The sequence below is a fragment of the Pseudomonas sp. PVC-5-1 genome (genome assembly GCF_057444345.1).
In genome coordinates this window covers 1326978-1346401 of record NZ_CM172024.1, presented here as the reverse complement: position 1 = coordinate 1346401, position 19424 = coordinate 1326978, and the positions used below count along the sequence as shown (strand labels likewise).

Genomic DNA, 19424 nt, shown 5'->3' with positions numbered 1-19424 from the left:
GTGCACCATGCGATGGCAACCCCGCACCCCATGGCGCTATGCTGGGGCACATTCCAGCATGAGCCACTGCCCTCCCCCCATGTCCCAGGTGATTATCAAGACCCCCGCCCAACTCGACCTGATGCGCCGCGCCGGCCAGCTGCTTGCCCAGGTGTTCGCCGACCTCGACAGCTTCATCCGCCCCGGCGTGACCACCATGCAGATCAACGACCGCGCCGAGGCGTTCATCGTCGGCACGCTCAAGGCCCGCCCGGCGAGCAAGGGCCAGTATGGTTTCCCCTATGCGCTCAACACCTCGGTGGACCATGTGGTGTGCCATGGCATGCCCAAGGTCGATGAAGTGCTGAAAGAAGGCTCGATCATCAACATCGACATCACCCTGGAACAAGGCGGCTATATCGCCGACTCGTCGAAGATGTACAGCATCGGGCCGATCAGCGATGAGGCGCAGCGCCTGGTCGACACCACCTATGACGCGCTATGGAAAGGCATCGAACAGGTACGCCCCGGGGCTACGCTGGGTGATATCGGGCATGCCATCCAGACCCATGCCGAAGCGGCGGGCTACAGCGTCGTACGTGAGTACTGCGGGCATGGCATTGGCCAACAGATGCATGAAGGGCCCGAGGTGCTGCACATTGGCCAGCGCGGGATGGGCCTGAAGTTGAAGCCGGGGATGGTGTTTACCATCGAACCGATGATCAACCAGGGCGGACGCGGGACGCGCACGCTGAAGGACGGCTGGACAGTGATTACCCGCGACCACAGCTTGTCGGCGCAGTGGGAGCATACAGTGGCGGTGACCGAGGATGGGGTCGAGGTGCTGACCTTACGGGAAGAAGAGCGTCGCCGCTGAAATTGCCGGGGCTGCTTTGCAGCCCATTCGCCGGCAAGCCAGCTCCCACAGGGATAGCGTATGGCTTGAGATCAATGCGGTCGAGGTGGGAGCTGGCTTGCCGGCGATGAGGCCCTGACAGGTACAAGATAGTTTTTTGCTCAATGCAGAAACAAAAAAAGCGACCCTAAGGTCGCTTTCTCTGTTACTTCCGGGTGTTCAGTAGGCCCTGGAAGTGGAATATGGCGCAGCGGACGGGACTCGAACCCGCGACCCCCGGCGTGACAGGCCGGTATTCTAACCGACTGAACTACCGCTGCGCTAAACATCGAGTGGTGGGTGATGACGGGATCGAACCGCCGACCCTCTGCTTGTAAGGCAGATGCTCTCCCGGCTGAGCTAATCACCCTTCGTCTCGGTGTGGCGCGCATTCTACGGGCGACTTGGCGCTCTGGCAAGCACTTATCAAACTTTTTGCAAAATTCGCGAAACACCAAATCGCAGGCACAAAAAAAGCGACCCTGAGGTCGCTTTCTCTGTTACTTCCGGGTGTTCAGTAGGCCCTGGAAGTGAAATATGGCGCAGCGGACGGGACTCGAACCCGCGACCCCCGGCGTGACAGGCCGGTATTCTAACCGACTGAACTACCGCTGCGCTAAACATCGAGTGGTGGGTGATGACGGGATCGAACCGCCGACCCTCTGCTTGTAAGGCAGATGCTCTCCCGGCTGAGCTAATCACCCTTCGTCTCGGTGTGGCGCGCATTCTACGGACGACCCCGTACCCTGGCAAGCACTTTTTTAACTTTTTTCAAAAAAAACCTCAGGCCTTTCAAAGACCTAGCGTTGCCACGTGCATCTTTACATTCAGCTACAGCTACTGGCACTCCGACAGGGTTGGCCTGAGAGCACCGCTCGGAGAATAATGCCCGCCTTATGCATTAAGGAGAGATTGCCCCTCATGTGGTTCAAGAACCTGCTGACCTACCGTCTGACCCAGGAAGTCCCGTTCGAGCCTGAAGCGCTGGAAGCGGCCCTGGCCAGCAAGCCGGCCCGCCCCTGCGCCAGCCAGGAGCTGACCACCTATGGTTTCGTCGCGCCATTCGGCAAGGGCGAAGACGCTCCCCTGGTGCATGTCAGCGGCGAGTACCTGCTGATTGCCGCGCGCAAGGAAGAACGCATCCTGCCCAGCAGCGTGGTCAACGACGCGGTGAAGGAAAAGGTCGAAGAGATCGAGACCGAGCAGATGCGCAAGGTCTATAAAAAGGAACGCGACCAGATCAAGGACGAGATCATCCAGGCCTTCCTGCCGCGCGCGTTCATCCGCCGCTCGATGATCTTCGCCGCCATCGCCCCGCGCCTGGGCGTGATCCTGGTCAACTCGGCCAGCGCCAAGCGTGCCGAAGACCTGCTGTCGACCTTGCGTGAAGTGATGGGCTCGCTGCCGGTGCGCCCGGCCACCGTGAAAATCGCACCGGTTGCCACCATGACCGAGTGGGTCAAGTCGCAGGAAGCTGCCGAAGGCTTCTATGTGCTGGACGAGTGCGAACTGCGCGACACTGCCGAAGACGGCGGCATCGTGCGCTGCAAGCGCCAGGACCTGACCGGCGAGGAAATTCAGCTGCACCTGAGCACTGGCAAGGTGGTCACCCAGCTGGCCCTGGCCTGGCAGGACAAGCTGTCGTTCATTCTGGATGACAAGATGGTGATCAAGCGCCTGAAGTTCGAAGAGCTGCTGCAGGAGCAGGCCGAACAGGATGGTGGCGATGAGGCTGCGCAACAGTTCGATGCCAGCTTCCAACTGATGATGATGACCTTTGCCGAATTCCTGCCGGTGCTGTTCGAGGCGCTGGGTGGAGAAGAGATTCCGCAAGGGGTCTGACTGGTTTTGAAATGCCGGTGCTGGCCTGGGAGATATCCTCAGACCGTACTGGCCCTTTCGCGGGCTTGCCCGCTCCCACAGGTACACCACAGCTTCTGAGTACTGTGGTGTACCTGTGGGAGCGGGCAAGCCCGCGAAGAGGCCAGTGAAATTATTGAAGCGATAAAACAAAAAGGAATTGCCCCCCATGCGTGCCCTCGCCACCCTCAGCCGCTTCGTCGGCAATACCTTCGCCCTGTGGGTGCTGGTGTTCGCCGTACTGGCCTTCCTGCAACCGCAATGGTTCATCGCCCTGAAGGTGGCCATCGTGCCGCTGCTGGGGCTGGTGATGTTCGGCATGGGCCTCACCCTCAAGCTCGATGACTTCGCCGCCCTCGCCCGCCAGCCCTGGCGGGTGATGCTGGGGGTGGTCGCGCACTTCGTGATCATGCCGGGCATGGCCTGGCTGCTGTGCCAGCTGTTCCACCTGCCGCCGGAAATCGCCGTGGGCGTGATCCTGGTTGGCTGCTGCCCGAGCGGCACGGCATCGAACGTGATGGTCTGGCTGTCCCGTGGCGACCTGGCGCTGGCGGTGGCCATCGCTGCGGTGACCACCCTGCTCGCCCCGCTGCTGACCCCGGCGCTGATCTGGTTCCTGGCCTCGGCCTGGCTGCCGGTGTCCTTCATGGACATGTTCTGGTCGATCCTGCAGCTGGTGATGCTGCCGATCGTGCTCGGCGTACTGGCCCAGCGGCTGCTTGGCGCGCGGGTGCAGGCGGCGGTGCAGGTACTGCCGCTGGTGTCGGTGGTGAGTATCGTGATGATCGTGTGCGCGGTGGTGGCGGCCAGCCAGGCGAAGATCGCCGAGTCAGGGCTGCTGATCATGGCGGTGGTGATATTGCACAACAGCTTCGGCTACTTGCTGGGGTACCTGACCGGCAGGCTGTGCAAGCTGCCGCTGGCACAGCGCAAGTCGCTGGCGCTGGAGGTGGGCATGCAGAACTCCGGGCTGGGCGCGGCACTGGCGGCGGCGCATTTTTCGCCGCTGGCTGCGGTGCCGAGTGCGTTGTTCAGCGTTTGGCACAATATTTCCGGGGCGCTGCTGTCTACCTGGTTCCGGCGCATGGGGGAACCTGTGGCAGAAGCCGAAGGTGGGGAGCCGGCCGGGCATTGATGTTGCCTGAACTGGCCCCTTCGCGGGTCAACCCGCTCCCACAGATACTGCACAGGTCTGAAAATTGTGGAGATCCCTGTAGGAGCGGGTTTACCCGCGAAGAGGCCCGCGCAGGCTTGCCCAGAGCGCTGCATATGTGCACCATGGCACCCACTGTGAGGACGACCTCACGACGCACCGCGTGACCATTCCGGGGACGGCCCCATCATTCACAACGATGGAGACGCACCATGTCCTGGATCATCCTTTTCTTCGCCGGCCTGTTCGAGGTCGGCTGGGCCGTCGGCCTGAAATACACCGACGGCTTCAGCAAGCCACTGCCCACCGTCCTCACCGTCGCCGCCATGGCCATCAGCCTGGGCCTGCTGGGCCTGGCCATGAAAGAGCTGCCGCTGGGCACCGCCTATGCCATCTGGACCGGCGTCGGCGCCGTCGGCACGGTGATCGCCGGCATCATCCTGTTCGGCGAGTCCATGGCCCTGGTACGCCTGGTCAGCGTGGCGCTGATCATTACCGGCCTGGTCGGCCTGAAAGTCAGCGCCAGCTGACGCCCTTCCCTAGCGCAGGTTGCCGCGCAGGCGGCTGACCTGCTCACGCAAGGCTTCTGGCTGCGCCGCCTCCACCGGGATGGCGGCGCCTGCCACGATGGTCACCCGCGACCACAGGCGCTTGAAAAAGCCCTTTGCCGGGTCACGGCTGAAGAAGCTGCCCCACAGCCCCTGCAAGGCCAACGGAATGACCGGCACCGGGGTTTCTTCGAGGATGCGGTTGACGCCGCCCTTGAACACGTCGATTTCGCCATCCCCGGTCAGCTTGCCTTCAGGGAAGATGCATACCAGCTCGCCATCGGCCAGGTACTCGGCAATGCGCGCGAAAGCACGTTCGTAGATGGCCAGGTCTTCGTTGCGCCCGGCAATCGGGATGGCGCCTGCGGTGCGGAACACGAAGTTGAGTACCGGCAGGTTGTAGATCTTGTAGTACATGACGAAGCGGATCGGCCGGCGAATCGCCCCTCCCAGCAGCAGCGCATCGACGAACGACACGTGGTTGCAAACCAGCAGCGCCGCGCCTTCGTCGGGGATGCGTTCGAGGTCGCGGTGCTGCACGCGGTACATCGAATGGCTGAGCAGCCAGATCAGGAAGCGCATGGTGAACTCGGGCACGATCCTGAAGATATAGGCGTTGACCGCGATATTGAGCAGCGACACCACCAGGAACAGTTGCGGGATGGTCAGCTCGGCCAGGCCCAGCAGGATGATGGTGAGCACTGCCGACACCACCATGAACAGGGCATTGAGGATGTTGTTGGCCGCGATCACCCGGGCGCGCTGGTCTTCGGCGGTGCGGGCCTGGATCAGTGCATACAGCGGTACGATATAGAAGCCGCCGAACACCCCAAGGCCGACGATAGACAGCAGGATCCACCAGGCCTGGCCCATGCCCAACAGCGCCAGCCAGTCGTGCGGTGCCGCCGCAGCCGGCACATCGCCGGAGTGCCACCACCAAAGCAGGCCGAACAGGCTCAGCCCGAACGAGCCGAACGGCACCAGGCCGATTTCCACCTTGCGCCCGCTGAGCCGCTCGCACAGCAGCGAACCCAAGGCAATCCCCACCGAGAACAGGGTCAGCACCAGTGTCACCACCGTGCCGTCACCGTGCAGCCAGTCCTTGGCGTAGGCCGGGATCTGCGTGAGGTAGATGGCACCGACGAACCAGAACCACGAGTTGCCGACGATCGAGCGCGACACCGCCGGCGGCTGCCCCAGGCCCATGCGCAGGATCGCCCACGACTGCCTGAAGATGTTCCAGTCCAGCGGCATTTGCGGCGAAGCGGCAGCGGCCCGCGGGATCCAGCGGCTGGCCAGGTAACCGAGCACGGCGGTGCCGACCACGCCACCAGCCACCACGGTGGCATAGCTGTCAGCCGACATCATCACCCCGGCGCCGATGGTGCCGGCGAGGATGGCCAGGAAAGTACCGGTTTCCACCAGCCCGTTGCCGCCGACCAGTTCTTCCTCGCGCAGGGCCTGCGGCAGGATCGAGTACTTCACCGGGCCGAACAGAGCCGAGTGGGTTCCCATGCCGAACAGCGCCACCAGCATCAGTGCCAGGTGGTTGGTGATGAAACCGAGCGCGCCTACCGCCATGATCGCGATCTCGGCCAGCTTGATGGCCCGGATCAGTGCATCCTTGGCGAACTTCTCGCCAAACTGCCCACCCAGCGCAGAGAACAGGAAGAACGGCAGGATGAACAGCAGGGCGCACAGGTTGACCCAGATCGAACGGTCGCCGTCGCCCAGGCTGAGCTTGAACAGGATCGCCAGGATCAGCGACTGCTTGAACAGGTTGTCGTTGAAGGCACCCAGCGACTGGGTGATGAAAAACGGCAGGAAACGCCGCTTGCCGAGCAAGGTGAATTGCGAGGAGTGACTCATCGTCCTTGGTCCTGAGGGCTTTTCAATTGGAGGCGCGCAGGGCGCGACAAGCCACAAATCTGCATGGGAAATGCACTGACTGGCAAGCGCTCAAGGATTTTGGAGGGCTGTACCGGCCCTTTCGCGGGCACGCCCGCTCCCACAGGGATATCACATGCCTTGAGGGCATGTGAGAGCGGGCGTGCCCGCGAAAGGCCTGCGCAGCAGGCCTCTGTTGGCATATGCTGGCCCCCGGCAAAACAGAACAACAAGGATGTGTAATGCTCGCCGCCATAAAACGCTACCCGCACAGTGTGCGCCTGCTGCTCGGCACCACCTTCACCCTCACCGTCGCCCGTGCCCTTACCCTGCCTTACCTGGTGGTGTACCTGGCTGACAACTTCCGGCTGCCGATCAGCCAGATCGGCCTGCTGATCGGTGGTGCGCTGATCATCGCCTCGCTGCTGAGCCTGTATGGCGGCCACCTTGTGGATACCTTGCGCAACCACACCCTGGTCAGCGCCAGCACCCTGCTGTTTGCCCTGGCTTTCGTCGGCGCGGTCGCCAGCAACTCGGCGCTGCTGTTCTTTATCTGCCTGGTACTGATCAACCTGGCCCTGGCAGTGGTCGACATCGCTGCCAAGGCGGGCTTCTGCGCATTGCTGCCGGTGGAGGCACGGGCCGAAGTGTTCGCCATCAAGTACACCCTCAGCAACGTCGGCTACGCCGCCGGCCCGCTGCTGGGCGTGGCCATGCTGGAGCTGAACGACCATATGCCGTTCATTGCCTCCGCCCTGCTCGGCCTGGGTATGTGCCTGACCTACTGGCGCTTGGGGGACCGCGGCCTGCAGGCCAGTGTGCCGGACAAACCCGGGGTCGGCTTTGGCCAGGTGGCGCTGGGTCTGGCCCGTGACCGACGGCTGGTATGCTTCACCCTGGGCGGGGTACTGAGCGCGGTAGTATTCGGCCAGTTCACTGCCTACCTGTCGCAGTACCTGGTGATAACCAGCAGCCCGGCCGAGGCGGCGCGCCTGATCGGTTACCTGGTGACCACCAACGCGGTGACGGTGATTGCCCTGCAGTACCTGATCGGCCGCCGCATCAGCCGCCAGCGCCTGATGCACTGGCTGCTGGCCGGCATGGGCCTGTTCATCGCCGGGCTGCTGGGCTTTGCCGTGGCCGGTTCGGCGCTGGCGTGGTGCCTGGCGATGCTGGTGTTCACCCTGGGCGAGATCATCGTGATCCCGGCCGAGTACATGTTCATCGACCTGATCGCGCCGGAGCACTTGCGTGGGGTGTATTACGGCGCGCAGAACCTGTCCAACCTCGGTGCGGCGCTAGGGCCGGTGATGGTGGGGTTTGCCCTGGTACATCTGTGGCCGGGGGCGATCTTCTACCTGCTGGTGTTGTCGGTGATACTGGCGGGGGTGTTTTATTGGCTGGGTACCCGCAGTAACTGATGTTGGCTGTATCGGCCTCTTCGCGAGCAAGCTCGCTCCTACAACCATCGTCTGCGCTGACGAAGCGGCACCTGCGTGCCAGACTGATTGATCGGGACCGCGTTATCTTTTTGTTTCGGAGTCTTCATGTCGTTGTCCAGCGGGCTGATCGCCGTGGTCGCCCTGGCCTATATGGCCATCATGTTCGCCATCGCCTTCTACGGCGACCGCCGCAGCACGCCGTTGCCGCCGAAGCTGCGTGCCTGGGTGTACAGCCTGTCGCTGGCCGTTTACTGCACCAGCTGGACCTTCTTCGGCGCGGTCGGCCAGGCCGCCGAACAGCTCTGGGCATTCCTGCCGATTTACCTGGGCCCGGTGCTGCTGCTGATCTTCGCGCCCTGGGTGCTGCAGAAGATGGTGCTGATCAGCAAGCAACAGAACATCACCTCGATTGCCGACTTCATCGCCGCGCGCTATGGCAAGTCGCAGTCCCTGGCGGTGGTCGTGGCGCTCATCTGCCTGGTAGGCGTGCTGCCATACATCGCCTTGCAACTCAAGGGCATCGTGCTGGGCGTGAACCTGCTGATCGGCGCCAACGCCGACGCCACCGGCACCCGCGTACAGGACACCGCACTGGTTGTATCCCTGGTGCTGGCACTGTTCGCCATCGTCTTCGGTACCCGCAGCCTGGACGTGACCGAACACCACCGTGGCATGGTCCTGGCGATTGCCTTCGAATCACTGATCAAGCTGCTGGCCTTCCTCGCCGTGGGCATCTTCGTCGTCTTCAACCTGTATGACGGCTTCGACGACCTGTTCAGCCAGGCCCGCCAGTCGATCCACCTCCAGGACTATTGGCAGGAGACCATCAATTGGCCGTCGATGGTGGTGCAGACCGCCGTGGCGATGATGGCGATCATCTGCCTGCCACGGCAATTCCACGTTACCGTGGTGGAGAACATCGAACCCCAGGACATGCGCCTGGCGCGCTGGGTATTCCCGATGTACCTGGCGCTCGCCGCATTGTTCGTGGTGCCGATCGCCCTGGCCGGGCAGATGCTGCTGCCGGGCACGGTGATCTCCGATTCGTTCGTCATCAGCCTTCCTCTGGCCGAGGCACACCCAAGCCTGGCCCTGCTGGCATTCATCGGTGGTGCATCGGCGGCCACGGGCATGGTCATCGTCGAGGCCGTGGCGCTGTCGACCATGGTCTCCAACGACATGCTGCTGCCCTGGCTGCTGCGCCGTACCAACGCCGAGCGGCCGTTCGAGGCATTCCGCCACTGGATGCTCTCGGTACGCCGGGTGACCATCGTGGTGATCCTGCTGCTGGCGTATGTCAGCTACCGCTTGCTGGGTTCCACCGCCAGCCTGGCGACCATCGGCCAGATCGCCTTTGCCGCCGTGACCCAGCTGACCCCGGCCATGCTCGGTGCACTGTACTGGAAGCAGGCCAACCGCCGCGGCGTGTTCGCCGGCCTGGCTGCAGGTATCTTCCTTTGGTTCTACACCCTCGTCCTGCCGATCGCGGCGCACAGCCTGGGATGGTCGCTGCAGCTGTTTCCGGGGTTGGCGTGGCTGCACGGCAATCCGCTAAACCTGCCGATCAGCCCGCTGACCCAAGGCGTAGTGCTGTCGCTGGCGGGTAACTTCACGCTGTTCGCCTGGGTTTCCGTGCTTTCGCGCACGCGGGTTTCCGAGCATTGGCAGGCCGGCCGCTTCATCGGCCAGCAGACTAGCGCCAGGCCCAGCAGCAAGCCGCTGCTGGCGGTGCAGATCGACGACCTGCTGACCCTGGCCTCGCGCTTCGTTGGTGAAGAACGCGCCCGGCAGAGCTTCATCCGCTTCGCCTACCGCCAGGGCAAGGGCTTCAACCCCAACCAGAACGCCGACGGCGACTGGATCGAACATACCGAACGCCTGCTGGCCGGCGTACTCGGCACGTCGTCGACCCGCGCCGTGGTCAAGGCCGCCATCGAAGGCCGCGACATGCAGCTGGAAGACGTGGTGCGTATCGCCGACGAAGCCAGCGAGGTGCTGCAGTTCAACCGCGCCCTGCTGCAAGGGGCCATCGAGAACATCAACCAGGGCATCAGCGTGGTCGACCAGAACCTGCACCTGGTGGCCTGGAACCGCCGTTACCTGGAACTGTTCAACTACCCCGACGGGCTGATCAGCGTGGGCCGGCCGATCGCCGACATCATCCGCTACAACGCCGAGCGTGGCCTGTGCGGACCGGGCGAGGCGCAGGTGCACGTGGCGCGGCGCCTGCACTGGATGCGTCAGGGCCGTGCGCACTCCTCCGAGCGCTTGTTCCCCAATGGCCGGGTGATCGAGCTGATCGGCAACCCGATGCCGGGCGGCGGTTTCGTCATGAGCTTCACCGACATCACCCCGTTCCGTGAGGCCGAGCAGGCCCTGCGCGATGCCAACGAACGCCTGGAGCAACGGGTGGCGGAACGCACCCAGGAGCTGTCACAACTGAACCAGGCGTTGTCCGAAGCCAAGAGCCGTGCCGAAGCGGTGAGCCAGTCCAAGACCCGTTTCCTGGCTGCGGTCAGCCATGACCTAATGCAGCCGCTGAACGCGGCCCGGCTGTTCTCCGCCGCCTTGTCGCAACAGGCCGAGGGCATGAATGAAGAGGCCCGGCAGTTGGTGCAGCACATGGACAGTTCGCTGCGCTCGGCCGAAGAGCTGATCAGCGACCTGCTGGACATCTCACGCCTTGAAAACGGCAAGATTACCCCGGATGCCAAACCCTTTGCCCTCAACGAGCTGTTCGACACCCTGGGTGCCGAATTCAAGGTGCTGGCCGCCGAGAAGGGCCTGGAATTTCGCCTGCGCGGCAGCCGCCTGCGGGTGGACAGTGACATGAAGCTGCTGCGCCGGGTGCTGCAGAACTTCCTGACCAACGCCCTGCGCTACGGCAAGAGCCCGATCCTGCTGGGCGCACGGCGCCAGGGTGAACAGTTGTGGCTTGAAGTGTGGGACCGCGGCCCCGGCATCGCCGACGACAAGCTGCAGGTGATCTTTCAGGAGTTCAAGCGCCTGGACAGCCACCAGACCCGCGCCGAGAAGGGCCTGGGCCTGGGCCTGGCGATCGCCGACGGCCTGTGCCGGGTGCTGGGGCACAAGCTGGAAGTGCGCTCGTGGCCGGGCAAGGGCACGGTGTTCCGCGTCAGCGTACCAATTGCCCACCAAGCCGCACCGGCGCCCGCCGCCCCGGTGGAACAGGGCGGCCAGCCACTGGCCGGGCTGCAGGTACTGTGCGTGGATAACGAAGACAGCATCCTGATCGGCATGAACAGCCTGCTCAGCCGCTGGGGTTGCCAAGTGTGGACCGCGCGCAACCGCGCCGAATGCGAAGCTCTGCTGGCCAAGGGCATGCGCCCGCACCTGGCGCTGGTGGACTACCACCTGGACGACGGCGAAACTGGTACCGGGCTGATGGGCTGGCTACGCGCGCGTCTTGGCGAGCCGGTGCCGGGCGTGGTGATCAGCGCTGACGGCAGCAAGGAAACCATCGCCATGGTGCATGCCTCTGGCCTGGACTACCTGGCCAAGCCGGTCAAGCCGGCGGCCCTGCGTGCCATGCTCAATCGCCATCTGAGCCTGGTTCAGTAAGCGCTTCGTCCGGCAACGCCTCATCGGACAGCGCCCGCTCCAGCAGGTCGGCCGGCAGGCTCTTGCTGGCGCGGGCGCCCAGCAGCTTCAGCTGTTCGCTGCGGCTGACCAGGTTGCCGCGCCCTTCGCATAGCTTGTTACGCGCGGCAGCATAGGCCTTGTCCACCTGCTGCAGGCGGCTGCCCAACTCGTCCAGGTCCTGGATGAACAGCACGAACTTGTCGTACAGCCAGCCGGCGCGTTCGGCAATCTCGCGGGCGTTCTGGCCCTGGCGTTCCTGCTTCCACAGGCTGTCGATCACCCGCAAGGTGGCCAGCAATGTGGTCGGGCTGACGATCACGATCTGCCGGTCGAAGGCTTCCTGGAACAGATTCGGCTCGGCCTGCAGGGCTGCCGAGAAGGCGGCCTCGATCGGCACGAACAGCAGCACGAAATCCAGGCTGTGCAGGCCTTCGAGGCGGTTGTAGTCCTTGCTCGACAGGCCTTTGACGTGGCTGCGCAGCGACTGCACATGCTGCTTGAGCGCAGCCTCGTCGTTGCCGGCGACGAACTGCTGGTAGGCGGTGAGGCTGACCTTGGCATCCACCACTACCTGCTTGTCGCCGGGCAGCATGATCAGAACGTCAGGCTGGAAGCGCTCGCCATCGGCGCTCTTCAAGCTGACCTGGGTCTGGTATTCGCGGCCCTTTTCCAGGCCGGCATGCTCCAATACCCGTTCGAGAATCAATTCACCCCAGTTGCCTTGGGTTTTCTGGCCCTTCAGCGCCTGGGTCAGGTTGGTGGCTTCGTCGGACAGGCGCAGGTTGAGTTGCTGCAGGCGCTCCAGCTCCTTGCCCAGCGAGAAGCGCTCGCGGGCTTCCTGCTGGTAGCTCTCTTCCACGCGTTTTTCGAAAGCCTGGATGCGCTCCTTGAGCGGGTCGAGCAACTGGCCGAGATGCTGCTGGCTGGTCTGGGCGAAGCGCTGCTCGCGCTCGTCGAAGATCTTTGTAGCCATGTCGGCGAACTGGGCGCGCAGGGTGTCGCGGGCTTCCTGCAGGTCTTCCAGGCGCTGCTGGTGGCTTTCCTGCTGCTCGCGCAGTTCGGCGTCCAGGCGTGCGGTCTGGGCCTCCAGGCGACGCAGTTCGGCTTCGCGGTTGGCACGTTCGAGGTTCCAGGCGTGAGCGGCATCACGGGCATTGTCACGGTCGATCTGCAGCAGTTCCAGCTCACGGCCCTGGGCGGCCAGCTGGGTCTGCTTGACGGTGTTGGCTTCGCTGAGATCGCTGATTTCATCGCGGCTGGCGTCCAGTTGCGCCTGCAGGCCGGCCAGGGCCAGCTGGGCAGCATTGAGGCGCTCTTCGAGCAAAGCCTGCTCGCCCTGCCGCGTGCCCTGGCGACGCTGCAACTGCATGGCCCAACCCAGGCAAGGTAATGCACCTGCCACCAAGCCCAGCAGAATGCTGGCCAGATCCACTGTCATGCTTACCCCGAATGATCCTGGATGAATGCATCGCAGCTTATCAGCCTGAGCGGTGTGTTGCCTGTTCAGGCCTCTTCGCGGGTAAACCCGCTCCTACAGGGATTGCACAGTATCCGAGGTATAGCTATTCCTGTGGGAGCGGGTTTACCCGCGAAAAGGCCAGTGCTGGCAACACACCTCAGGCATGGAACCACTGCCGCAACAGCCGCCGCGCTTCCTGCGACCCCTGCCCCGCCGCCAGCTCCAGCCAGTACCGCGCCTGCTCCGGCTCGTTGTGCTGGCACAGCCGCGCATACTCCAGTTGCGCGCGCCGATCACCGGCGCGGGCCGCCTGGCGCAGCAGTTCATGGCCAATACGCCGGTCACGGGCGTTGCCGCAATCACGGCACAACATCTGTCCCAGGCGGCTTTGCGCCACTACCACACCCTGACGCGCCGGCTGTTTCAACAGGCGCCCGGCCAAGTGCTTGACCTGCGGCTTGTCACCCAGGCGCGGGTTATCGAGCAGCCACAAGGCCACTTTGAGGGAGAAACGTTTGGGGGGAGGCGCAGGCGTCGATGCAGCAGGGCTGGCGAGGTGTTTACCGCGAAACTTCATGAGCAACAGGATTGGCAACTCGAAAGGCGCGCAACTCTACCCTTTTTTTTGCGACATGGCCTTCCGATTTCTGCAGGATTGAAAAAATTTTCAATGATCTTTTCTTGACGTTTTCAAGTGGATGACCAACTGGCCTTCTGAAGTATGTCGATTGTCGGACAGTTCACTGTATTGCTGGCACGCCCGTCCTAGAGCAAGCGCCAGGGACAATCCACAGTTCCTGTGGATAACTCGGTGGACAACCCCCTGGCATCCCCCGCAAACCCCTATGAATTGGGGCTTTCGCTCAAACTGACGATTTTTTCACCAGCTAAAAATAGTGTTTTTTTTCATTGACTTAACCGGCCAGTCAAGGCATTGGCGAGGCTGTCATGGCATGCTGCAAGGTAGTTGCAAGCGCTGCTCCGAATGTGAACAAGTGCACCAAAAACCTTCAATTGAATGCACGAAATCGGTACATCAGGCCGGATACGGGGCTTTTGCAGCCCCTTCCCATCAGGAAAAATACGCGCCATACTGCGCGGCTAACCTGTACTTACACGAAGTCCTTGCCAAGCACCTGTATTTTCGCTAAGGTGCGCATCGTTAGTACCAAGCTGAAAGTCAATTCTGGCCTCAAGCGTCCTTGCAGACACACTCCTCCCAAGGGTGGCGCTGCTGAAACCAGGACCGGCCCATTCCGATGATTCACTCGCCAGCCCAGCGCTGTTCAAGCACGAATCACGTGACAGATTGATCAGGATCCCACCCCGACGGCCTAGAACCTTGGCCCCGGCGTGCTGCCTGTCCTCTGAAGTACCTACCAGTCAGCCCACGCGCCCACCTTTGATTGCGCTCCCTCTGGCTGCCCTGTTCCAGTCAGGTTCGTTCGTCCCTTAATAAAGGCGTCACTGGAACGTTTCTATCATGCACGGATCATAACCCCCGTGTTTAAAGCAGGAACCTCCAACAATATGCAAACTCATCATCAGATTCAGGCTGCCATTGGCACCCTCTCCCAGGCCTTCTCGCCGTTGAAGTGCCTTATCGTTGCCCCTCGCAAAGGCAGCTTCAGCTTCACCCTGGTAGACGAACACGGTGTCGCCTGCCACACCGAGCGCCTGTACCCCGAACAGTACAGCCGCAGTGAACCGCTGCAGGCGGTCATCGCCCGAACCCGCCAGTCGCTCACCGCGTGAGCGGCGAATGCTGCGGTATTCAAGCGCTGAATCATCCCATCGCAAGCCTGCCTGAACGTTCGTGGCGTAATTGCCTTAAGGCATATAGCCAAGTACGTCAGGCAGCAATCGATTTAAAAACAGCCCTTTACACCACGATTATCACACTACACTTCAACTCGAGCGGTGCTTGCCGCTTCCGGCGGGCCTGATCACTCACCAGCTGCCAAGCTCCAGCGCCCGTCCGGCCCTTAACTGCTCGAGGGCATCATGGGTATCGCGGCGAATGAATTGTGTCAGTATGTGATCCGACCCACCCTGGTCTACCTGAACCGTCACTGCGCCAGCGCCGAAGCCTTGTTGCTTGGCATCGCCGCCAGCCAGTCGGCCCTGGGGTCGGCCTTGCACGACCGTCGTGGGCACGGTCTGTACCGTATCGGCGAACACCGTCACCAGGCTATCTGGGACGACTATCTTGCCCGTGACCCCGACCTGGCCAGCCTGGTCCGCGGCCTGGCCAGCCAGCACGCCTTCCTCGGCGGCCCGCACCTGGAACTCACCGTCAACCTGCGTTATTCAACCGCGATTGCCTGGATGCTCATCGAAGAGCAGGCCACGCCACTGCCGGCCGCCGATGACCTTCTCGCGCTTGCGCGAATCTGGCGACAGATTTTCAACCCCCAAGGTCGCCTGCGCGACTTCACACAGGCCTGGCATACCTGCATAGATCAGAGATTGCCGCAGGCATCTTAAGACGCGTCCTACAACGTGCCCGGAAAAAAGGGAATTTTGGTCGGATTGTCCTACAAAACCGCTCTATCTCCTGCGATTGAGGCTATAGCGCGGCGCGTGATTTGTTGGTAGCTTTTCGCCCCGGAGATCCCAAGGAGTTTTCTAATAATGAAAAAAGTAATGCTCAAAGCCTCCCTCGGCGTAGCCGTTGCACTTGCTTCCAGCCAACTGCTCGCCGCAGGTTTCGCGCTGAACGAACAAAGCATCAGCGGCATGGGAACCGGGTTTGCGGGACGTTCGTCTTCTGCCGAAGATGCCAGCACGGTGTATGGCAACCCTGCGGGCATGTCTCGCCTCAAGCGCGAACAGGTCACCGTGGGTGGCGCGGCTGTCATTGCCAAAACTGATATTTCGGGTCGTGGTAGCAATTTCGGGGGGGAAACCGATGGCGACATGGTCCCGGTCGTGGGTGTACCCATGGGCTATTACGTCAAACCGATCGATGATCACTGGAGCGTCGGTTTCGGCGTTTACGTGCCATACGGCCTGATCACGGACTACGGCAGCGACGACGCGGCACGCTACTGGGGCAAAAAGAGCAAGGTCGAGGTCGTCACCTTCCAGCCAACCATCAGCTATGCCTTCAACGACAAGGTGTCGATCGGTTTCGGTCCGACCATCAACCGTATCAAGGGTGAACTGGGCTCGAATCTGTCCAGCAAGGCGCTGCTGGGCCCGAACGGGCCGGATGGCGAAATCAAGATCAAGGGCGACGACACCGCGATCGGTTACAACATTGGCGTCCTCGTACAAGCTACAGACCGTACCCGCCTGGGCCTGACCTATCACTCGATGGTCGACTACAAGCTTGAAGGCGACACGCGAGTGTCGTACCCGATTGCAGCCCTCGGTCTGAACGGCAAATTCGACGCCAGCCTGAAAATAAAGACGCCAGAATCGGTGGATTTCTCGATCACCCATGAACTGGATGACCAGTGGACACTCTATGCGGGTAGCACCTGGACTCGCTGGAGCCGCCTGGAGAGCATCGTTGTCAAGAACGAAGCACCGGCGGGCTACCCACTGCAGACCATCACCGAAGAGCAGAACTGGCATGACACCTGGGCACACGCCATTGGTGCTGCCTACAAGGTGAACAAGGAGTGGACCCTGCGTGCAGGCTTCTCCGTCGACCAGTCGCCCACCAACAACCATGATCGCTCGCCGCGCATTCCTACCGGCGACCGCAAGGCTGTCAGCTTTGGTGCCGGTTGGAGCCCGAACGACGACATGACCATCGATGTTGCCTACTCGTATCTGTGGGAAGAGGATACCAAGGTGAACAATGTGTCCGGCTCGCCGACACAACAGGCGCTGAAAGGCACCTATCAGGCCAAGTATGAGAACAGTGCTCACGGTATTGGTGCATCCCTTACCTACCGCTTCTGATTCATACGCGTGACATGAAAACCGCCCTCGTGGCGGTTTTTTTACACCTTCACCTGCCAGTCATCGCCCAGGCATTCGCGCAGGTAGTCCATGAACACCTGTACTTTTGCGGTCATGGCAAAGCGGTCGGCCAGGCACAGATAGATATCCATCGGTTCGGTCTGGGCATAGGCCTGGCCGCTATCGCTGTATTCGAACAACGGCACCAGCGCCCCGTTATCCAGATGCGGCCTTACGATGAACTCGGCAAGGCGGGTGATGCCGCCATCGTGCAGCGCCATCTGGGTCAGGGCATCGATGTCGTCGCTGATCAGGACACTACCGAACTCTGCCTCGAACCGCAGCCCGTCGCGCATGAACCCCCAACGCAGGAAGCGTCCATCCACCGGGTAGCGGAACACCAGGCAGCGGTGCTCACGCAACGCCTCGGGCGTGGCCGGCACTCCGGCGCTTTGCAGATAACCGGGTGAGGCACAGCAAACGAACGGGATGCGGGCGATATGCCTGGCCAGCAACTGGTCTTCTAGCTGCGGGGTAATGCGCAGGCTTACATCCACATCCTCCCGCGCGTGGTTGACCCGGCGATCAGTCGTTACCAACTCTATCGAAAGCAGTGGGTAGCGGGCACTGAACGCAGGTATCAATGGCGCCAGGACATGGCGACCGAAGGCGGATGTCGAAGCAATGCAGAGCCGTCCTTGGGGTTCACTGTCGGGGGTGATGACAGCCTGTTCGGCCATGGCCAGATCGCGCTCGATGTGCCTGACGCGTTCGTAATACTGAGTACCGGCGGGTGTCAGCGCCATGCTGCGGGTGGTACGGCTGAGAAGGCGAACCTGCAAGTGACCTTCCAGGCGTGCCAGGTTCTGGCTGACCGCAGCCGGGCTCAGGCCCAGGTTGCGGGCACCGGCGGCGATACTGCCGGCCTCGACAACCTTGATGAAGCTGCGAATGGCGTTGAGCAGGTCCATGCTGAGCCCTTTGATTCGTAAGAATCTCTTTATAAAGAACTCAATACGACTGGTCTACAACTGTTGCCAGGTGCGTTGCTAACCTGCGTCTCTACTTACTTTTCAGGAGTTCGCATGAGCAACCTGTCCCAGGCACGCGGCCGACGCAAATTGCACCCGGGCGCCACGCCCTACGTTTTTGCCTTCTACATGTCGTCGATCATGGCGCTATTGATGTGTTTCGTGATCACGGCAGCGAATGCGGGGGTCAACCCTGAGTACCTTGGCAACGTGCTGAAGGCTTACCAGTTGGCGATGCCTGTGGCGTTCGTCTGTGTATTGATGGTCAGGCCGGTGGTTGTGCGGTTGGTGGCGATTACTGTGCATGTAAAGTGAAGTAACCTGAAACCCAGACAAGTCCCCGGCTCTTGATCTTGATCTTGATCTTGATCTTGATCTTGATCTTGATCTTCGCGACTTCAGGAGGCCGAGCAGAGGGCTTGCGGAGGGAGGTGACGGGCATGGATGCCCGTCAAGCGCTGAGGCCCCATGGATGGGGCCTGCAGCGCGTACTCCCGGGAGCAGGCCCGTAGCGAGGGGACCCCGGAGCGCAGCGTAGGGGCCGGATGATGGGAGCCAGCGTTTTTTGGTTACTTTTTGTCGCGTTTGACAAAAAGTGACCCGCCGTAAGGGCGGAAAGGTGATTAAGCGCCACCTTCGAAAATGAATGTTGACCTTGTTGTTGATGCCCACGCTTGAAAGCGAAGAGCGAAGAGCGAAGAGCGAAGAGCGAAGAGCGAAGAGCGAAGAGCGGAAAAGTACTGGTATTGATCTCGCGCATAGTCCATTTACGATGGCGACGCTTACTCACCTTTTCGCCCTTACGGCGAGTCACTTTTTGTCAAACGCGACAAAAAGTAACCAAAAAACGCTGCGCTCCCATCATCCGGCCCCTCCGCTACGCTACGGGGTTCCCTCGCGCCGGTCTTGCTCCCGGGAGGACGCGCTGCAGGCCCCATCCATGGGGCCTCAGCGCTTGACGGGCATCCATGCCCGTCACCTCCCTCCGCAGTCCCTTCGCTCGGCCTCCTGAAGTCGCAATCTGCGGCGCCTGAACTATCGCGCACTTAGAAGCAAAAGCCGAAGCAAGAGCAAGAGCAAGAGCTGCTAGGTTATGGCTGGGAGGCAATGGCCTTTTCGATGGCTGCCCGGAATGCTGGATCATCCGGCTTGGTCAGGCTGGAAAAGTTATCAATCACCTTGCCCTTGCGGTCCACCACGTACTTGTAGAAATTCCACTTCGGCGCACTGCTCTGGCTTGCCAGCTCCGCGAACAGCGGTATCGCATCCGCGCCCCGAACCGCCTGTGTCTTGGTCATGGTAAAGGTGACGCCATAGTTGGCATAACAAACCTTGGCAGTCTTCTCGCTGTCGGCGTCCTCCTGCTTGAAGTCATTGGATGGCACACCAAGCATTTCCAGGCCTTGCTCGTGATATTCCTTGTACGTCGCCTCAAGCCCCTCGAACTGCGGCGCGAAACCGCAGTAACTGGCCGTATTCACCACCACCAGCGGCTTGCCGGCAAAGCGCTCGCACAGGTCCACCTGCCCCTTGCCCCGCAACTCTGGCAGGCTGCCCTGCAACAACGCCGGGCAATCAGCAGCCCAGCTCGATGCGCTGGCAAGCAGGGCCAGCACCGGCACCGTCAACCAATGTGCACGCATGACTCTTTT

General features: G+C 61.8%; 15 protein-coding genes and 4 tRNA genes. 10 read left to right on the top strand and 9 right to left on the bottom strand.

The window, feature by feature from the left end:
* Window positions 1–7 precede the first annotated feature (7 nt).
* The gene (gene map / locus AC2T3R_RS06220) at window positions 8–856 is read left to right on the top strand and encodes a type I methionyl aminopeptidase (RefSeq protein WP_486744782.1); all 849 of its coding nucleotides are present in this window, start codon (window positions 8–10) and stop codon (window positions 854–856) included.
* Window positions 857–1078: 222 nt separating this feature from the next.
* Here map and AC2T3R_RS06215 read toward each other — a convergent pair.
* The 4 genes from AC2T3R_RS06215 to AC2T3R_RS06200 all read right to left on the bottom strand — a co-directional run bounded on the left by AC2T3R_RS06215 (window position 1079) and on the right by AC2T3R_RS06200 (window position 1578).
* Window positions 1079–1155 (bottom strand) — tRNA-Asp (locus AC2T3R_RS06215).
* Between the two features lie 13 nt (window positions 1156–1168).
* Window positions 1169–1244: transfer RNA gene (locus AC2T3R_RS06210), tRNA-Val, on the bottom strand.
* A 168-nt stretch (window positions 1245–1412) separates the two neighbouring features.
* Window positions 1413–1489: transfer RNA gene (locus AC2T3R_RS06205), tRNA-Asp, on the bottom strand.
* Between the two features lie 13 nt (window positions 1490–1502).
* A tRNA-Val gene (locus AC2T3R_RS06200) sits at window positions 1503–1578 on the bottom strand.
* A gap of 217 nt (window positions 1579–1795) precedes the next feature.
* Here AC2T3R_RS06200 and rdgC point away from each other — a divergent pair.
* From rdgC to sugE, 3 genes are all read left to right on the top strand, one after another.
* Window positions 1796–2716 carry a recombination-associated protein RdgC gene (gene rdgC / locus AC2T3R_RS06195; RefSeq protein ID WP_013971401.1) on the top strand — a complete coding sequence of 307 codons (921 nt, stop codon included), beginning with the start codon at window positions 1796–1798 and terminating at the stop codon, window positions 2714–2716.
* A gap of 187 nt (window positions 2717–2903) precedes the next feature.
* A complete protein-coding gene (locus AC2T3R_RS06190; protein WP_486744781.1) occupies window positions 2904–3869 on the top strand; it encodes a bile acid:sodium symporter family protein in 966 nt (321 codons plus the stop codon).
* A 230-nt stretch (window positions 3870–4099) separates the two neighbouring features.
* Window positions 4100–4417 (top strand): quaternary ammonium compound efflux SMR transporter SugE, encoded by a 318-nt coding sequence (sugE, locus tag AC2T3R_RS06185; RefSeq protein WP_009686221.1) that lies wholly within the window; start codon window positions 4100–4102, stop codon window positions 4415–4417.
* A gap of 9 nt (window positions 4418–4426) precedes the next feature.
* Here sugE and AC2T3R_RS06180 read toward each other — a convergent pair whose 3' ends face one another.
* The gene (locus AC2T3R_RS06180) at window positions 4427–6304 is read right to left on the bottom strand and encodes an MFS transporter (RefSeq protein ID WP_015269262.1); all 1878 of its coding nucleotides are present in this window, start codon (window positions 6302–6304) and stop codon (window positions 4427–4429) included.
* A 260-nt stretch (window positions 6305–6564) separates the two neighbouring features.
* Here AC2T3R_RS06180 and AC2T3R_RS06175 point away from each other — a divergent pair, with 260 nt between their 5' ends.
* A complete protein-coding gene (locus tag AC2T3R_RS06175) occupies window positions 6565–7743 on the top strand; it encodes an MFS transporter (protein ID WP_486744780.1) in 1179 nt (392 codons plus the stop codon).
* A 126-nt stretch (window positions 7744–7869) separates the two neighbouring features.
* Entirely contained in the window at window positions 7870–11346 is a 3477-nt protein-coding gene (locus tag AC2T3R_RS06170) for a hybrid sensor histidine kinase/response regulator (RefSeq protein ID WP_039614586.1), read from the top strand.
* Here AC2T3R_RS06170 and AC2T3R_RS06165 read toward each other — a convergent pair.
* Together AC2T3R_RS06165 and AC2T3R_RS06160 are read right to left on the bottom strand one after the other, a co-directional pair.
* Window positions 11318–12691: a DNA recombination protein RmuC gene (locus tag AC2T3R_RS06165; RefSeq protein ID WP_161551463.1), complete on the bottom strand. Its 1374-nt coding sequence runs from the start codon at window positions 12689–12691 to the stop codon at window positions 11318–11320. The genes AC2T3R_RS06170 and AC2T3R_RS06165 overlap by 29 nt on opposite strands.
* Window positions 12692–12983: 292 nt before the next feature.
* A complete protein-coding gene (locus AC2T3R_RS06160; RefSeq protein WP_024086418.1) occupies window positions 12984–13403 on the bottom strand; it encodes a tetratricopeptide repeat protein in 420 nt (139 codons plus the stop codon).
* 953 nt (window positions 13404–14356) lie between these two features.
* Between AC2T3R_RS06160 and AC2T3R_RS06155 the strand changes: the two genes are divergently transcribed.
* From AC2T3R_RS06155 to AC2T3R_RS06145, 3 genes are all read left to right on the top strand, one after another.
* Window positions 14357–14581, top strand: a complete 225-nt coding sequence (locus AC2T3R_RS06155) for a hypothetical protein (protein ID WP_003257337.1) — start codon at window positions 14357–14359, stop codon at window positions 14579–14581.
* A 249-nt stretch (window positions 14582–14830) separates the two neighbouring features.
* Window positions 14831–15313 carry a hypothetical protein gene (locus tag AC2T3R_RS06150; protein WP_367245485.1) on the top strand — a complete coding sequence of 161 codons (483 nt, stop codon included), beginning with the start codon at window positions 14831–14833 and terminating at the stop codon, window positions 15311–15313.
* A gap of 147 nt (window positions 15314–15460) precedes the next feature.
* Window positions 15461–16741, top strand: coding sequence for an OmpP1/FadL family transporter (locus AC2T3R_RS06145; protein ID WP_013971392.1), 1281 nt, complete (start codon window positions 15461–15463; stop codon window positions 16739–16741).
* Window positions 16742–16782: 41 nt separating this feature from the next.
* On the opposite strand, the gene AC2T3R_RS06140 is transcribed toward AC2T3R_RS06145, so the two are convergent.
* The gene (locus AC2T3R_RS06140; protein ID WP_486744779.1) at window positions 16783–17712 is read right to left on the bottom strand and encodes a LysR family transcriptional regulator; all 930 of its coding nucleotides are present in this window, start codon (window positions 17710–17712) and stop codon (window positions 16783–16785) included.
* Window positions 17713–17826: 114 nt separating this feature from the next.
* Here AC2T3R_RS06140 and AC2T3R_RS06135 point away from each other — a divergent pair, with 114 nt between their 5' ends.
* A complete protein-coding gene (locus AC2T3R_RS06135; protein ID WP_486744778.1) occupies window positions 17827–18087 on the top strand; it encodes a DUF2798 domain-containing protein in 261 nt (86 codons plus the stop codon).
* Window positions 18088–18863: 776 nt separating this feature from the next.
* On the opposite strand, the gene AC2T3R_RS06130 is transcribed toward AC2T3R_RS06135, so the two are convergent.
* Window positions 18864–19415, bottom strand: a complete 552-nt coding sequence (locus AC2T3R_RS06130; RefSeq protein WP_410953561.1) for a glutathione peroxidase — start codon at window positions 19413–19415, stop codon at window positions 18864–18866.
* Window positions 19416–19424: the final 9 nt, after the last annotated feature.

Bases quoted from the DNA above. Each gene is read 5' to 3' on its own strand.
- map (WP_486744782.1), top strand. From the start codon at position 8: ATGCGATGGCAACCCCGCACCCCATGGCGCTATGCTGGGGCACATTCC.
- rdgC (WP_013971401.1), top strand. From the start codon at position 1,796: ATGTGGTTCAAGAACCTGCTGACCTACCGTCTGACCCAGGAAGTCCCG.
- AC2T3R_RS06190 (WP_486744781.1), top strand. From the start codon at position 2,904: ATGCGTGCCCTCGCCACCCTCAGCCGCTTCGTCGGCAATACCTTCGCC.
- sugE (WP_009686221.1), top strand. From the start codon at position 4,100: ATGTCCTGGATCATCCTTTTCTTCGCCGGCCTGTTCGAGGTCGGCTGG.
- AC2T3R_RS06180 (WP_015269262.1), bottom strand. From the start codon at position 6,304: ATGAGTCACTCCTCGCAATTCACCTTGCTCGGCAAGCGGCGTTTCCTG.
- AC2T3R_RS06175 (WP_486744780.1), top strand. From the start codon at position 6,565: ATGCTCGCCGCCATAAAACGCTACCCGCACAGTGTGCGCCTGCTGCTC.
- AC2T3R_RS06170 (WP_039614586.1), top strand. From the start codon at position 7,870: ATGTCGTTGTCCAGCGGGCTGATCGCCGTGGTCGCCCTGGCCTATATG.
- AC2T3R_RS06160 (WP_024086418.1), bottom strand. From the start codon at position 13,403: ATGAAGTTTCGCGGTAAACACCTCGCCAGCCCTGCTGCATCGACGCCT.
- AC2T3R_RS06155 (WP_003257337.1), top strand. From the start codon at position 14,357: ATGCAAACTCATCATCAGATTCAGGCTGCCATTGGCACCCTCTCCCAG.
- AC2T3R_RS06150 (WP_367245485.1), top strand. From the start codon at position 14,831: ATGGGTATCGCGGCGAATGAATTGTGTCAGTATGTGATCCGACCCACC.
- AC2T3R_RS06145 (WP_013971392.1), top strand. From the start codon at position 15,461: ATGAAAAAAGTAATGCTCAAAGCCTCCCTCGGCGTAGCCGTTGCACTT.
- AC2T3R_RS06140 (WP_486744779.1), bottom strand. From the start codon at position 17,712: ATGGACCTGCTCAACGCCATTCGCAGCTTCATCAAGGTTGTCGAGGCC.
- AC2T3R_RS06135 (WP_486744778.1), top strand. From the start codon at position 17,827: ATGAGCAACCTGTCCCAGGCACGCGGCCGACGCAAATTGCACCCGGGC.
- AC2T3R_RS06130 (WP_410953561.1), bottom strand. From the start codon at position 19,415: ATGCGTGCACATTGGTTGACGGTGCCGGTGCTGGCCCTGCTTGCCAGC.